The sequence below is a fragment of the Roseomonas sp. CCTCC AB2023176 genome (assembly GCF_042259275.1).
Lineage (GTDB): Bacteria > Pseudomonadota > Alphaproteobacteria > Acetobacterales > Acetobacteraceae > Roseomonas.
In genome coordinates, this window is sequence record NZ_CP170086.1 from 649,086 (window position 1) to 661,731 (window position 12,646).

General features: G+C 72.8%; 16 protein-coding genes. 10 read left to right on the forward strand and 6 right to left on the reverse strand.

Annotated features, from left to right (window positions below; translation table 11 throughout):
* The first annotated feature begins 8 nt into the window (after positions 1-8).
* The 4 genes from ACE7GA_RS03225 to ACE7GA_RS03240 all read left to right on the forward strand — a co-directional run bounded on the left by ACE7GA_RS03225 (position 9) and on the right by ACE7GA_RS03240 (position 3,841).
* Complete coding sequence (locus ACE7GA_RS03225) at positions 9-344, forward strand: hypothetical protein (protein ID WP_376095534.1); 336 nt, start codon at positions 9-11, stop codon at positions 342-344.
* A gap of 264 nt (positions 345-608) precedes the next feature.
* The gene (locus ACE7GA_RS03230) at positions 609-2,237 is read left to right on the forward strand and encodes a TonB family protein (protein ID WP_376095537.1); all 1,629 of its coding nucleotides are present in this window, start codon (positions 609-611) and stop codon (positions 2,235-2,237) included.
* 9 nt (positions 2,238-2,246) lie between these two features.
* Positions 2,247-3,467, forward strand: a complete 1,221-nt coding sequence (locus tag ACE7GA_RS03235; protein WP_376095540.1) for a thiolase domain-containing protein — start codon at positions 2,247-2,249, stop codon at positions 3,465-3,467.
* A gap of 5 nt (positions 3,468-3,472) precedes the next feature.
* Positions 3,473-3,841: a Zn-ribbon domain-containing OB-fold protein gene (locus ACE7GA_RS03240; protein WP_376100075.1), complete on the forward strand. Its 369-nt coding sequence runs from the start codon at positions 3,473-3,475 to the stop codon at positions 3,839-3,841.
* Here ACE7GA_RS03240 and ACE7GA_RS03245 read toward each other — a convergent pair.
* Complete coding sequence (locus ACE7GA_RS03245; RefSeq protein ID WP_376095543.1) at positions 3,828-4,595, reverse strand: GntR family transcriptional regulator; 768 nt, start codon at positions 4,593-4,595, stop codon at positions 3,828-3,830. The genes ACE7GA_RS03240 and ACE7GA_RS03245 overlap by 14 nt on opposite strands.
* Entirely contained in the window at positions 4,592-5,506 is a 915-nt protein-coding gene (locus ACE7GA_RS03250) for a 2-hydroxyacid dehydrogenase (RefSeq protein ID WP_376095546.1), read from the reverse strand. The genes ACE7GA_RS03245 and ACE7GA_RS03250 overlap by 4 nt, the downstream gene beginning before the upstream one ends.
* 70 nt (positions 5,507-5,576) lie before the next feature.
* On the opposite strand from ACE7GA_RS03250, the gene ACE7GA_RS03255 reads away from it, so the two are divergent.
* From ACE7GA_RS03255 to ACE7GA_RS03275, 5 genes are read left to right on the forward strand one after another with little or no spacing between them, the layout of a single operon-like run.
* Positions 5,577-6,452, forward strand: a complete 876-nt coding sequence (locus ACE7GA_RS03255; RefSeq protein ID WP_376095549.1) for a fumarate hydratase — start codon at positions 5,577-5,579, stop codon at positions 6,450-6,452.
* Positions 6,449-7,081 (forward strand): fumarate hydratase C-terminal domain-containing protein, encoded by a 633-nt coding sequence (locus ACE7GA_RS03260; RefSeq protein ID WP_376095552.1) that lies wholly within the window; start codon positions 6,449-6,451, stop codon positions 7,079-7,081. Before ACE7GA_RS03255 ends, ACE7GA_RS03260 begins: the two co-directional genes overlap by 4 nt.
* A 38-nt stretch (positions 7,082-7,119) precedes the next feature.
* A complete protein-coding gene (locus ACE7GA_RS03265) occupies positions 7,120-7,413 on the forward strand; it encodes a DUF3817 domain-containing protein (RefSeq protein ID WP_376095555.1) in 294 nt (97 codons plus the stop codon).
* Positions 7,413-7,811, forward strand: coding sequence for a CopD family protein (locus tag ACE7GA_RS03270; protein WP_376095558.1), 399 nt, complete (start codon positions 7,413-7,415; stop codon positions 7,809-7,811). The genes ACE7GA_RS03265 and ACE7GA_RS03270 overlap by 1 nt, the downstream gene beginning before the upstream one ends.
* Positions 7,808-8,332 carry a TetR/AcrR family transcriptional regulator gene (locus tag ACE7GA_RS03275; RefSeq protein WP_376095561.1) on the forward strand — a complete coding sequence of 175 codons (525 nt, stop codon included), beginning with the start codon at positions 7,808-7,810 and terminating at the stop codon, positions 8,330-8,332. The genes ACE7GA_RS03270 and ACE7GA_RS03275 overlap by 4 nt, the downstream gene beginning before the upstream one ends.
* A gap of 24 nt (positions 8,333-8,356) precedes the next feature.
* On the opposite strand, the gene ACE7GA_RS03280 is transcribed toward ACE7GA_RS03275, so the two are convergent.
* From ACE7GA_RS03280 to ACE7GA_RS03290, 3 genes are all read right to left on the reverse strand, one after another.
* Positions 8,357-8,623, reverse strand: a complete 267-nt coding sequence (locus ACE7GA_RS03280) for a hypothetical protein (RefSeq protein ID WP_376095564.1) — start codon at positions 8,621-8,623, stop codon at positions 8,357-8,359.
* A gap of 112 nt (positions 8,624-8,735) precedes the next feature.
* A complete protein-coding gene (locus tag ACE7GA_RS03285; protein WP_376095567.1) occupies positions 8,736-9,677 on the reverse strand; it encodes a pirin family protein in 942 nt (313 codons plus the stop codon).
* Between the two features lie 75 nt (positions 9,678-9,752).
* Positions 9,753-10,520: an IclR family transcriptional regulator gene (locus tag ACE7GA_RS03290; protein WP_376095570.1), complete on the reverse strand. Its 768-nt coding sequence runs from the start codon at positions 10,518-10,520 to the stop codon at positions 9,753-9,755.
* Between the two features lie 65 nt (positions 10,521-10,585).
* Here ACE7GA_RS03290 and ACE7GA_RS03295 point away from each other — a divergent pair, with 65 nt between their 5' ends.
* On the forward strand, positions 10,586-11,533 hold the full coding sequence (locus ACE7GA_RS03295) for a cupin domain-containing protein (protein WP_376095573.1): 948 nt from the start codon (positions 10,586-10,588) through the stop codon (positions 11,531-11,533).
* 18 nt (positions 11,534-11,551) lie between these two features.
* Here ACE7GA_RS03295 and ACE7GA_RS03300 read toward each other — a convergent pair whose 3' ends face one another.
* The gene (locus ACE7GA_RS03300) at positions 11,552-12,643 is read right to left on the reverse strand and encodes a DNA glycosylase AlkZ-like family protein (protein ID WP_376095576.1); all 1,092 of its coding nucleotides are present in this window, start codon (positions 12,641-12,643) and stop codon (positions 11,552-11,554) included.
* Between the last annotated feature and the right edge of the window lie 3 nt (positions 12,644-12,646).

Genomic DNA, 12,646 nt, shown 5'->3' on the forward strand with positions numbered 1-12,646 from the left:
CTGCACGGATGCGACACGTGCTGCCCGCCTTGCTGCTCCTCGCCGGCTGCGCCCAGCCGGGGGCCCACATGCCCCCCTTCGTCCAGGCCTTTGTCGGGGCCCGCGAGGATCAGGTCATCGGCACGCTCGGCGTCCCCAACCGCGCCTACGAGGTCGGGACGACCTCGGTGCTGGGCTTCGACATCGATCGCATCGCCGGCGACCCCGACGCCGCGCCGCGCCGCGCCGTGCCCGCCGACGCCGTCCTGGTGCCGCCCTGCGAACTGACCTTCACCCTTCGCGAGTATGAGTTCCGCACACGCCGCGTGGAGAGTTACTCCTACGTGGGCCCGGGCTGCCGCTAGGCGGAGGAGCTCCGTCGCGCAGGGTCCGTCGCCCCGGTGAATGGCTCGGGGCCGACTGTTCAGGGCCCGCAGGTCTACGCCTACCACCGTGGGTCCGCTGCTCCGGGTCCGCTGCTCCGGGTCCACTGCTTTTAGGAACGCCGCTCTGGGCTCGCCGCTCTTGGCAGGTCGCTCCGGGCTGCCGCATCGGGCCGCCGCATGGGCCCCGTGGCCGTGGCCCGGTCGCGCTTGGCCCGCCGGGCCGCGCGGGAGTATAGGCGGTCGATGCGCCGCCTGATCCCCATCGCCGTCCTCGTCCTCGCCGCGGGCCCGGCCCTCGCGCAGGGCTCGAACACAGTCGGCGGGCTCGGCGGAACGCGCCCGACCGGCCCCCTCCGGCCGCAGGAGGATCCCGCGGCTGCGCCACGGCGGCCGCCGCCGGGCCTCCCCGGCCTCGCTGCCAACCGGGCGCCCGAACCGATCCCGGCCGAGGGCAACCCCGCATCCATGGCGCCGAACGCCGCGCTCTTCGACGCGATCAACCGCGGCGACATCGCCGCCGCGCGGGACGCCGTCGCCCGCGGGGCCGACCTGAACGCCCGCAACCGCCTGGGCCTCACGGCGGTGGACGCCGCGGTGGACCAGGGCCGGAACGACATCGCCTTCTACCTCCTCTCCGCCCGGGGCAGCGCCGGCGGCGGCCCGACGACCGCGCCGATCGATCCGGCGCCGACGCGGGGCGCCCGCAACGCCCGCGACCGCAACGCGCCGGAAGCCGCCAGCGCCCGCCCGCCCGCCCAGCCCCGCACCGCCGCCGAGGAACCCCGTCGCGCCCTGCCCCGGACGCTCAGCGACCCGCCGGTCGGGCTCGAGCGGCCCGTCGCGGCCGCCGGCGGCACCGAGCGCCCGCGGCTCTTCACGAATGACGGGGCGCGGCGCGGCCGGATGTCGGGTTCCTCGGCTTCGATGCCGGGCGGCCCGCCGGGGCCGAGCCCGCCCCCGAACCGCGTGCGCGCCGCGGGCGCGGCTGACGCCGTTCGGGCGGGGCTGGCCGGCACCCCCGTCCGGTCGTCCGCCGCCGTCCCGCTCGGCCCGACGCGGGTCCTGACGCTCTCCGCCGCGCTCCACCTCGCCCTGCTGGCCTGGCTTCTCCCCTTGGGCCCGGTGCCCCTGGCCGAGGTCGCCCTCCCCGAGACCCCGGTCGAAATGGTCGCCGACGAACCGCCCGCGTCCGAGATCGCGGAGGCGGCGGACGCCCCCACCGGCTCGGCCGCCCCAGTGCCCGGGACCGTCCAGGCCCCGACGGAACCCGCCCGGGCCCTGGCGGAAGTGGCCCCTGCCGGTGCCGCCCCGCCGGAGCCGCACGCCGACGTCGCCCCGGCCAGCCCGTCCGCTTCCGACCCAGCCCCCGTCAGCCCGCCGGCCGCCGCAGCGACGGCCGCCGCGTCCCCTGACCCGTCCCCTGGCACATCCCCTGGCACATCCCCTGGCACATCCCCTGGCACATCCCCTGGCCCGACGCGGCGACCCGCAGGGATCCGTCCCGTCGTCGCCGCGTCGCCACGTCCGGCGCGACCGGCCCCGGGCAGCGGCGGCACGGAACCCGGCGCGGGCAGCGCCGTCCTGGCCATCCCGCCGGACTACGCCGCCGCGGTCCAGTCCGTGCTGGCCCGCCAGCGCCGCTACCCGCCCGAAGCCCGGGCGCGCGGCGCGGAGGGCACGGCCTGGCTGCGGATCACGATCCGCCGCGACGGCGGAATCGCCGCGGCGAACCTCGCACGGTCCTCCGGCGACCTCGCGCTCGACGCCGCGACGGAGGAGATGGCCGGGCGCGCCGTCATGCCGCCACTGCCGGATGCCTGGGTACCGCCGACCATGACGCTGATCGTCCCGATCGCCTACGCGCTGCGCTGAGGCGCGGTTGTGACGCCCCGTACCGCCGCGCATGATGCGGCGGCACGGGGGGAGCGGCGCCGCATGGGCGTGAGGGGCATGGCCTGCATCGCCGGGGCCTATGAACACCCGACGCGCAAGGCGCCGGACAAGGGCGTCGCCCAGTTGCATGCGGAATGCGCGATCGGCGCGCTGGCGGATGCGGGCCTGTCCCCACGCGACGTGGACGGATACTTCTGCGCCGGCGACGCGCCGGGGCTCGGGCCGCTCTCCGTCCTCGACTACATGGGGCTGCGTCCGCGGCATATGGACAGCACGGAGATCGGCGGCGCCTCCTACCTCGCGCACGTCTCGCACGCCGCGCAGGCCATCGCGGCAGGGAAGTGCGACGTCGCGCTGATCACCCTCGCCGGACGCCCGCGGTCGGAGGGCAGCAGCGGGACCGTCGCGCGGTCCTGGGGCGCGAACGTGCCGGACGATCCGTTCGAGCTACCCTACGGCCGCACGACCGTCGGGTCCTACGCCCTCGTCGCCGCGCGCCACATGCACGAATTCGGGACGACGAGCGAGCAACTGGCCTGGGTGAAGGTCGCAGCCTCCCACCACGCGCAGCACAACCCGCAGGCGATGCTGCGCAAGGTCGTGACGGTGGAGGACGTGGTCGGGTCGCCCATGGTCGCGGACCCGCTGCACCGCCTGGACTGCTGCGTCGTGTCCGACGGCGGCGGCGCGCTGGTGGTGACGCGGCCGGAGATCGCGCGGTCCCTGTCCCGGCCCGTCGTGACCCTGCGGGGCGCGGGGGAGTCGGTGAAGGGCCGGGAGGGCGGCTACGCCGACCTCACAGCCTCCGCGACGCGCGAGGCCGGCGCTGCCGCCTTCGCCGAGGCCGGCGTGACGCCCGCCGACATCCGCTACGCCAGCATCTACGACAGCTTCACGATCACCGTCGTCGTGCAGGTCGAGGATCTCGGCTTCTGCGAAAAAGGTGCGGGCGGCCGGTTCGTGGCGGACGGCAACCTGATCTCCGGCGTCGGGCGGCTTGCCTGGAACACCGATGGTGGCGGCCTCTGCAACAACCACCCGGCGAACCGGGGCGGCATGACGAAGGTGATCGAGGCCGTACGCCAACTGCGCGGGGAAGCGCATCCTGCGGTGCAGGTGCCCGGCCTGTCGCTCGCGCTGGTCAATGGCACGGGCGGTCTGCTCGGCCACCGCCACGGCGCCGCGACGCTGATCCTGGAGAGGGAGTGACCGCGATGCTCGCCCCGACACCCGACCCGGACAACCGCGCCTTCTTCGAGGCGGCGAATGCCCGCGTCCTTCTGCTCGGCCTTTGCCAGGACACGGGCCGTCCCTTCTTCTACCCGCGCGGCGTCTCGCCCTTCACGCTGACGACGAACGTGACGACCGTGCCTGCGAGCGGCCGGGGGACGATCCACTCCGTGACGGTGATGCGCGGCCCCAGCCCGACCGCGGTCGCCTACGTCGAACTGGCGGAAGGACCCCGCGTCTTCACGAACATCGTGGACTGCGACCCGAACGCGCTTCGCATCGGCGACGCCGTGCGGCTGGTCTTCGCGGAGGCGGAGGGCGGCCAGAAGATGCCCTGCTTCACCCCGGCTTGAGGTCCGGTGGACGCAACTTGAAGTCCACCCGCACCACGTCGCCGCGGTAGATTCCCTCGGCGACGAGGACGAGCGTGCCGTGCGAGTCCACCGCCGCGCGATGCACGTAAGCGACCGGCGCGTTCAGCGGGACGCCCAGCGCGGCCGCCGTCTCCAGGTCCGCCGCGCCGATCGTGAGCGTCTGCCGCGCATCCGCGATCCGCACGCCGGGCAGGCCGGCGACGAGGCGGAGCGCGGTCCGGCTGCGCAGGTCCTCGGCGGAGACGTGCGCCGCCAGCCGCTCATCCAGGTAGACGTCGGCCAGCAGGAAGGGCCGCCCGTCCCGGTGGTGGCGCCGGCGCCAGTGGCGGTAGGCCGGGGCGCGGAGGCCCGTGGCGTCCCGGATCCGGTCGCCGGGTACCCCTGGCTCCTCCGCCAGCACTTCGATCTCCGCGCCGTCGCGGGAGCGGAGCAGGCCGTTCCAGTCCGTCTCCACCTCGCACCACAGCCCGTCGCTCGGCGTGGCGCGGACGAAGGTGCCCTTGGCGCGGAAGCGCTCGATCAGTCCTTCCGCTTCCAGCCCGTCCAGCGCCTGGCGGATCGTCGCACGGGCGACGCCGCATTCCTCCGCCAGCTCGTCCACGGTCGGGATGCGCGCGCCGACGGCCCAGGCACCGGACGCGATCCGGCCCCGGAACAGCGTTCCCAGCTGGATGTAGCGTGAGACCGCGGAGCGCGAGAGATCCGGCGCCGCCGTCGGTGGACGGGTCGTCACGCCGCGACGTTGAGGAAGGGACGCCCCTTCGCGAAGGCGTCGAGGTCGTCGAGCATGCGCGCAATCATCGCCTGCCGCGTCTCGTGCGTGACGGAGGCGTAGTGAGGGGCGAGGGCGACATTCTCCAGCGCAACGAAGCGCGGATCGAGGCCAGGCTCCGTCGCGAAGACGTCGAGGCCCGCACCGGCGATCCCGCCCGTCTCGAGCGCCTGCAGCAGCGCCGCCTCGTCCACCACGGACCCCCGCGCGATGTTGACGAGAAACCCGCGGGAGCCGAGAGCCGATAGGACGGCGCCGTCCACCATCCCCGTCGTTTCAGGCCCGCCGGGCATCGCGAGGATCAGCACGTCCGAGACCTCGGCCAGCCGCCGCAGGTCGGGTTCGTAGGCATAGGGCAGCGCGGGCTTCGGATTCGGCCCGTTCCAGGCAACGACCATCCCGATCCCCGCGGCGCGGCGCGCGATGGCCTGTCCGATCCGCCCCATGCCCACGATGCCGCAGGTTTTCCCGTGCAGGCGAGTGCCCGGCGTCATCCGCTCTCGCGACCACCGGCCGGCACGGACGAAGCGATCGGCTTCCCCGGTGCGACGGACCACCGCGTACATCAGCGCGATCGCGAAATCCGCCACGTCCTCCGTCAGCACATCCGGCGTGTGGGACACCGCGACGCCGCGCGCCCGGGCGGCGGGCAGGTCGATCCGGTCCAGCCCCACGCCCTGGCACGCCACCATTCGCAGCGCGGGCAGGGCATCCAGCGTTGCCGCATCCAGCCCCTTCATGCTCGTGGTCACGGCGAGGCGCGGCGGGTCTGCGCGATCCTCCGTCACGTCATAGCGCCCGGACAGGGCCGCGCGGAGGTCGGCGGGAACGGGGCAGAGGAGGAGCAGCCGCTCCCGCGTCGCATCGGGCATCGCCCGGGGTATAGCCGCGGCGCCACCGAAAGGCCATAAGCCTGACCTTTGTGCCTCTGACCCTTGGGGGATGGTGGCCTTGGCCCTCACCTACGACCTGATGAAGCGTGTCACCGCCGACCTCTACGAGTGGTCGCTGAAGAAGGTGCCGGACGATACCAAGGCGGCGCTGGCGCGCGCCGTCGAGAGCGAAACGAACGAACTGGCCCGCCGCACCCTCGGGATCATGCTGAAGAGCGCGATCGCCGCCGAGACGCGCGGCACCCTCGTCTGTTCGGACTCCGGCGTGCCCGTCTACTTCGTGAAACTCGGCACCGGCGTCCCGATCCAGGGCGACATCAAGCGCGGCATCGTGGACGGCTTCGCGGAACTGGTGGAGCGCATCAAGCCGCCGATCCTGAAGCATGTCACGAACCCGCTGACGAACGAACGGGGATACGCGGGACGCGACATGCCCATCGTCACCTGGGACGTGACGGGCGAGGACTTCACCGACATCACCTGCTCTCCCAAGGCGCTGGGCTCCGGCCGCTGGGCGGCGCTGGAGATCTTCTCCTTCCCCACACTGGAGAGGATCGAGGAATACGTGATGGAATGCGTCCTGAAGGCCGGATCCCAGCACTGCCCGCCCGTCGTCATCGGCGTCGGCATCGGCGGCACCTTCGACCACTGCGCGAAGATTGCGAAGCTCGCGACGCTCCGGCCCATGGGCAGCCGCAACCCAGACCCGACCGTCGGGGCGATGGAGGAACGGCTGACCGCGGCCGTCAACAAGACGGGCTTCGGACCGATGGGCACGGGCGGCGACACGACGACGCTCGGCGTGCACGTCGAATGGGCCTCGGGCCACGGCTTCACGCCGGTCGCGGTGTGCTTCAACTGCTGGATCAACCGACGAACCCGCGCGCGCATCCACGCGGACGGCACGGTGGAGCGGCTGGAATGACCGCGCTGCGCGAACACCGCCTGACGACGCCGCTGTCGGAGCACGCGGTGCGCGACCTCCGCGCCGGCGACCTCGTCACGCTGGATGGGGAGATCACGATCACCGCGGGCCTGCCGACGCATCAGCGGATCGCACAACACCTGGACGAGGGCCGCCCGCTGCCCGTGGACTTCCGGGGCGGGACGCTGTTCCACCTCGGCTCCTACTCCCGCGACACCCCAGCGGGGTTCGAGGTCCTCTACATGAACCCGACGACCTCGACCCGCTTCAATCCGCTGATGCCTCGCTTCATCCGCGACCTCGGTCTTCGTGCCGTCGGCGGCAAGGGCGGGCTGGATGCGGCGAGCGCGGCGGCAATGAAGGACACGGGCTGCGTGTACCTCTCCTTCCTCGGCGGCGGTGCGACGCTGCTGACGGAGGCGATCGAGGCCGTCGTCGCCGTGCACTGGGACGATTTCATCAGCCACTACCGCCTGGTCACGCTGCGCGTGCGCGGGCTGGGGCCCCTGACGGTCGGGATCGATGCGCGGGGGAACAGCCTCTACGACGGGCTGCAGGACCAGGCCCGGGCGCGCATGCCGGAGATCATGGAGGGGCTGCGGGCGGCGCGGGCCGGGACCCCGACATGATCCTTCCACGCTGACCGACCGGTCGGTACGCCGTGCCCATGCTCAGGACCTCCCTCGCCCGGCTCCGTGCCGCCGGCCTGCTGGACGGTACGACCCTCCTGCTGCTGCTCGCCGCGGTGCCCCTGAAGCACGTCGCCGGCCTGCTGGAGGCCGTGCGCCTGATGGGTTCGGTCCACGGTCAGGCCTTCATGCGCTACCTCGCCGCGCTGATCGGCGCGGTTTCGGACGGCACCCGGGCCCGGCGCGACGCGGCCCGGGCGGCGCAAGCCTGCCTGATCCCCGTCGGCACCTTCCTGAACGACCGGCGGCTGCGCCGGATGGCGGAGGCCTGATGTATCTCACCCTCAAGGCGCTGCACGTCGCGGCGATGGTCGCCTGGATGGCGGGCATGATCGCGGCGGCGGTCGTGCTGGCCGCGCGGCCGGCGTCCGAGACCGTCGCCGCCGTCCGGCGCTTCGGAACCCGCGTCACGACGCCCGCGATGATCCTGACCCTGGCGCTTGGGCTCTACCTCGCAGTGGATGGCGGCTGGTTCCGCTCGCCCTGGCTGCACGGGAAGCTGCTGCTCGTCGTCGGGCTGACGGCTGTGCATGGCATCCTCTCCGGCCGGCTGCGCCGGCTGGCCGAGGGCAGCACCAAGCCGCCGGCCTGGATCGGCCGCACGCCCGCGCTGATCCTGCTCGTGACGACGATCATCGCGCTGCTGGTGGTCCTGAAGCCGGGGTCGTGATCCGGCGTGACGCACGCGCCGCGATCCTCGACGCCGCATCCGTCCTGGCGCGGGAAGGCGGCGCCGCGGCGCTCGGCGTGGATCGCATCGTGACCCGCGCCGGCGTCAGCAAGGGCGCCTCCTTCCACTACTTCGCGGGCAAGGAGACGATGCTCGCCGCACTGCTGGAGGACGTGGCCGCCGCCTTCGATCAAGCGCTGCAGGCACGCCTCGCCGCGGGCCACCGCTTCGGGCCCGCGCTGGTCGAGACGACCTCCGCCGAGGTCGAGCGGAACGGGACGCTCATCCCCACCCTGGTCGCAGCGATCGTGTCGGACCCGCGTCTCGCCGCGATGGTCGCGGCGTCTACCGGGGAGTGGCAGCGCCCGATGATCGGGGACGGCGTGCCGCCGGGGAGGGCGGAACTCGTGCGTCTCGCGATCGACGGGTTGATGATGGCGTCGGCCCTCGACACGGCCCCCGCGGGTGCCCGCCTCGCGGCCGTGCGGATCGCGCTGCCCGGTCTCGTCCGGAACGGGTAATGTTGCGCCGGTCGCGTGCTGGCCTCAGGCGAGTGACGCGACCATCGCACCGAGGACGAGCACGGACGGGAGGACCAGACTCGCCGCGCATTCCTCCGCCGGCTCCGGCCGCGTCCGGCGCAGCATCAGTGACGCCGCGAACACCCCGCCGATCAGCAACAGCGGCAAGGCGACGAGGAAAAGTACCTCCTCCTGCGCCCAGGCGCCGCTTCCTGCGGACCAGGCGAACAGCACGGCGAGGCTCGTCAGAGCGAGGCCGTTCAAGGCGTCGTAGATCGTCAGGCGGCTCATCCCGGTTCCTCCCACCCGACCGCTTGGCGGGGAAGCAGCCGGGGGGATGATGCGGGCTGGTCGTCGCGGACGCGTCCCGCGCGGACGGCGGAACGGTCGCGTGCGTCGCGTGTCAGGGATACCGGACAGGCGGTGGCGTCGGCTCGGGCAGCGGGATGAACTCGTCGTCGCCCGGCACCTGGCCGAAACGCCCGGACGTCCAGTCAGCTTTCGCGGCCTCGATCCGGTCGCGGGAGGAATGGACGAAGTTCCACCAGATGTGCCGCGGCCCGTCCATCGGCGCGCCACCGAGCGCCATGAAACGCGCGGGGCCGTCCGCCGCGCGGATCGTGATGCGGTCGCCCGGCTTGAAGACGAGCAACTGACCCGGCTCGAACCGGTCGCCGGCGATGTCCACGATCCCGTCCACCGTGTAGATCGCGCGCTCCTCGTGCTCCGCATCCAGCGGCAGGGCGGCGGCCGCGTCCAGCATCACGTCGGCGTAGAGCGTGGGATGCAGCACCGCGGCGGGGGACCTTGCACCCATGAAGTCGCCCGCGATGACGCGCACGCGCTTCCCCTCCCCGTCCAGCATCGGCAAGTCCTCCGCCGCGTGGTGAACGAAGGACGGATCCCGTTCCTCCTGCGCGCGCGGCAGGGCGACCCAGGACTGGATGCCGGAGACGCGGCCGCCGGTCGCCCGGAACTCGGGACCCGAGCGTTCGGAATGCGCGATGCCGCGCCCCGCTGTCATCCAGTTCAGCGCACCGGGCCGGATCGGCAGGTCGGTGCCGAGGCTGTCCTTGTGGTGGATCTCGCCCTCGAAGAGGTAGGTCACCGTCGAAAGGCCGATATGCGGGTGCGGGCGAACGTCCATGCCCTTGCCCGGCAGGATCTCGGCCGGCCCCATCTGGTCGAAGAAGATGAAGGGCCCGACCATCTGGCGCTTCGCCGAGGGCAGTGCGCGGCGGACCTCGAAGTCGCCGATGTCCCGCGCGCGCGGGATGATGACGAGGTCGATGGCCTCGCAGGACCGCGCGTCGCCGGGGATGGGGTCTTCGCCACGCCACGTCATGGTCGTCTCCGTGCTGATACGGGGCAGGTGGGAACGTGGCCGGGGCACGCCAATGCGCCGCGCGAATGACGGCAATCAGGGACCGGCGAGCGCCGCCGAGATGGCATCCGCCGCCTCCAGCAAGGCTCGCGTCGCGGTGGCACGGGCCACCTCCCGTGCCTCAGCCAGCGGAACTGTGACGTTGATCGCCGCGACGACGGCGCCGCCCTCCCGGATCGGGGCGGCGATGCTGGCGATCCCCGCCTCGAAGTCGCCGAGATGGCCGACCTGTCGCGCCCCGCGGTCCCGCCGCGCCTGTGCGAGCAGCATCGCCAGCGTCGTCGGCGTGCGCGGGCCGATCCGAGGGAGCGTGGCGTCCCGGTAGCGCTTCGCCAGTTCCTGATCCGGTAGTCCCGCGAGGAGGACCCGGCCCATGGCCGTGGCATGGGCGGGAAGGCGGCTGCCGACATGGACGATGCCCTCTCGCGGCGCGGCCGGGGCGCGAAGGAGGTAGACGACCTCCCGCCCGTCCAGCACGCCGAGATGCGCGGACCACCCGGTCTCGTCACGCAGCCGATCGAGGACGGGGAGCGCCGCCTGCAGCACCTCCCGCGCCGCAAGCGCCCCCGTTGCCAATCGCAGCACCGCAGGTCCGAGTGCGTAGGTCCGCGATCGGGGGTCATGCAGCAGGAAACCCAACTGCGTCAGGGTATGCGCCGTGCGGAACACGGCGGACTTGGTGACGCCCGTCGCCGCAGCGAGTTCGCCGAGGGTCATCCGGTCGCGCCCAGGGCCGAACGCCTGCAAGGCGGCAAGGCCGCGGGCCAGTGCGGAGACGACGTAGCGGTCGGGCGTTTCACCCATCAAACGCAGCCTGCCACGCCTCCCCGCCCGGCGCTATCACCCGCCGCACCAGGAAGACCCGGACCATGAACGTCATCGCCCCGATCTCCACTCTCCAGACCGAGTTCCGTCGCCACGTCGTGCGACACGTGGACAAGACCTTCGACTGGGACGCCTTCCCGTCCAATCGCGGCTATCCCGAACTGGAGCGGGCGCAGATGCGCTACGTCGGTGCCGGCGGCTCGCCGAAGGTCGGCGAGGCCGGGACGCTGGCGCCCGAGCACTTCACGCTATCCCTCATCTACAAGCACGTCGGCAAATACGCGGCGTGCCATGCGCACGAGATCGAGGAATCGTTCCTGATCATCCAAGGCGTGCTGACGGTGGGCTGGGAACGGGACGGCGAGGTCGTGGAAGTCCGCCTCGGCCCCGGCGACATGATCCTCAACGCCCGCGACGTCGGCCACGGCTTCCGCAACGACGGCGTGGAGCCTGTGCTGATGTCGATCTCCGTGGATGTCGGGAAGCCGCTGCCGCCGCGATACCTCTACCACCCGAAGATGGGCATCGACCCCGCCCTGGCGCGGTCCTTCGGCGCGGCGCCGGGCAAGACCCTGCCCTTCGACCCGGACGGAAGCCACCCGCTGCAGCAGCAGATGGCGCGTTACGTCATCCGCCGATCCGAGCAGCCGGCGATCCGCGAGGCCTCAGGCGTCCAGCGCCGCGTGTATGTTGGCCCCGGCGGGATCGAGAGCGACACCTGCCGCAAGGACATGCTCGGCGTGCCGGCCGGCGTCGGCGTGAAGCCTTACGCCCGCGACGTGGAAGACGCGTTCATGGTGCTGGAAGGCTCCCTCACCGTGGGGTGGGAGGAGGACGGCCGCAGCGTCCAGACGGAACTCGGCCCGCGCGACCTGCTGCTGACGCCCGCCGGTCGCCGCCACTGGTTCCGCAACGACGGCATTGGTCCCGCCACCGTCTGGAACGTCGTCGGCACCAGCGCGCCGGAGACAGTGCGGTTCGAGGCGGCCTGACCGCTCGCCCCGGGTCCGTCAGGTCGCCCGGCGGGTCCGCGGTGCCAGGAAGCGTTCGAAGCGGGCGACTTCCGCATCGAGCGCGCGGCGGAAGCGTGCCCCACGCGGCACCGTCCCCGCGTAGCCCAGCGCCACATCCAGCCTGCTGCCCACCACCCCGACATTCGCCCAGCCGATGACCGCATCGCCCCAGAGCAACGGCAGCGCGTAGTAGCCGAACTGCCGCTTCTGCGGCGGCGTATAGGCCTCGAACCGATACGCCCAGCCCCAAAGGTGCTCGAACCGCCGCCGGTCCCAGACGATTGGGTCGAAGGGTGCGAGGAACCGCACGTCCTGCGGCGCTTCCGGTTGCCGCGCGTCAGAGTCCGCGGCCGGGCTGACATAGATCTCGCCCTGGACCTCCTCCTGAGCCAGCGCGCCGCTCCGCAGCGCGTCAGCCACCACGGGCGCCAACGAACCCAGTCCCGGATTGTGCCGCGCCATGAGCGACAGGGCCCCGCGCAGGCTGACGATCGGGACAGGCGCCAGGATACGCGCGACCAGCAGAACGGCTTCCCGCGCCCGCCCTTCCGGCACCGCACCGATCACCGGCGCGCAGGCCTCGTAGAGCCGGATCCCGTCGCGGCGGCCCGCGACACGGACCCAGCCGTGGTGATGCAATTCCTCCAGCGCCCGCGTCGTCGCCTTGGAGAAGCCGCCCCACCCGTTGACCGCGCGCTCCCGCCCGAAGCGGGCCTCGAGGTCACGGGGGTGCGTCGGGCCGCGCGCGCGAACGAAGTCCAGCACCTCCGCCGGCAGGCCGGCCGGCGGAAGGGCTCCGCCCCCGTGTCGCGGATGCAGCAGCGCGCGCGTCCCCGCCGGCATGAAGCCGTGGGCGAAAAGGAAATCCTCCTCCAGCCCGGACGTGGCGAAGCGTCGTTCCAGGTCGCCGGCCCGATAGCCCGTCACGCGGTGGCGCAGGATCAGGTCCTGCGCCCGCGCCGGCGCGCGGATCGGGTCGGCCTGCACGAAGCCGAGCCGCTGGATGGCGGCCGTCAGCGTGGTCGGCTGAAACAGCGTGGCCGCGCGGGCCAGCGCGCGAAGGCGGCGGAGCGCCGGACTTACCGCCATGGC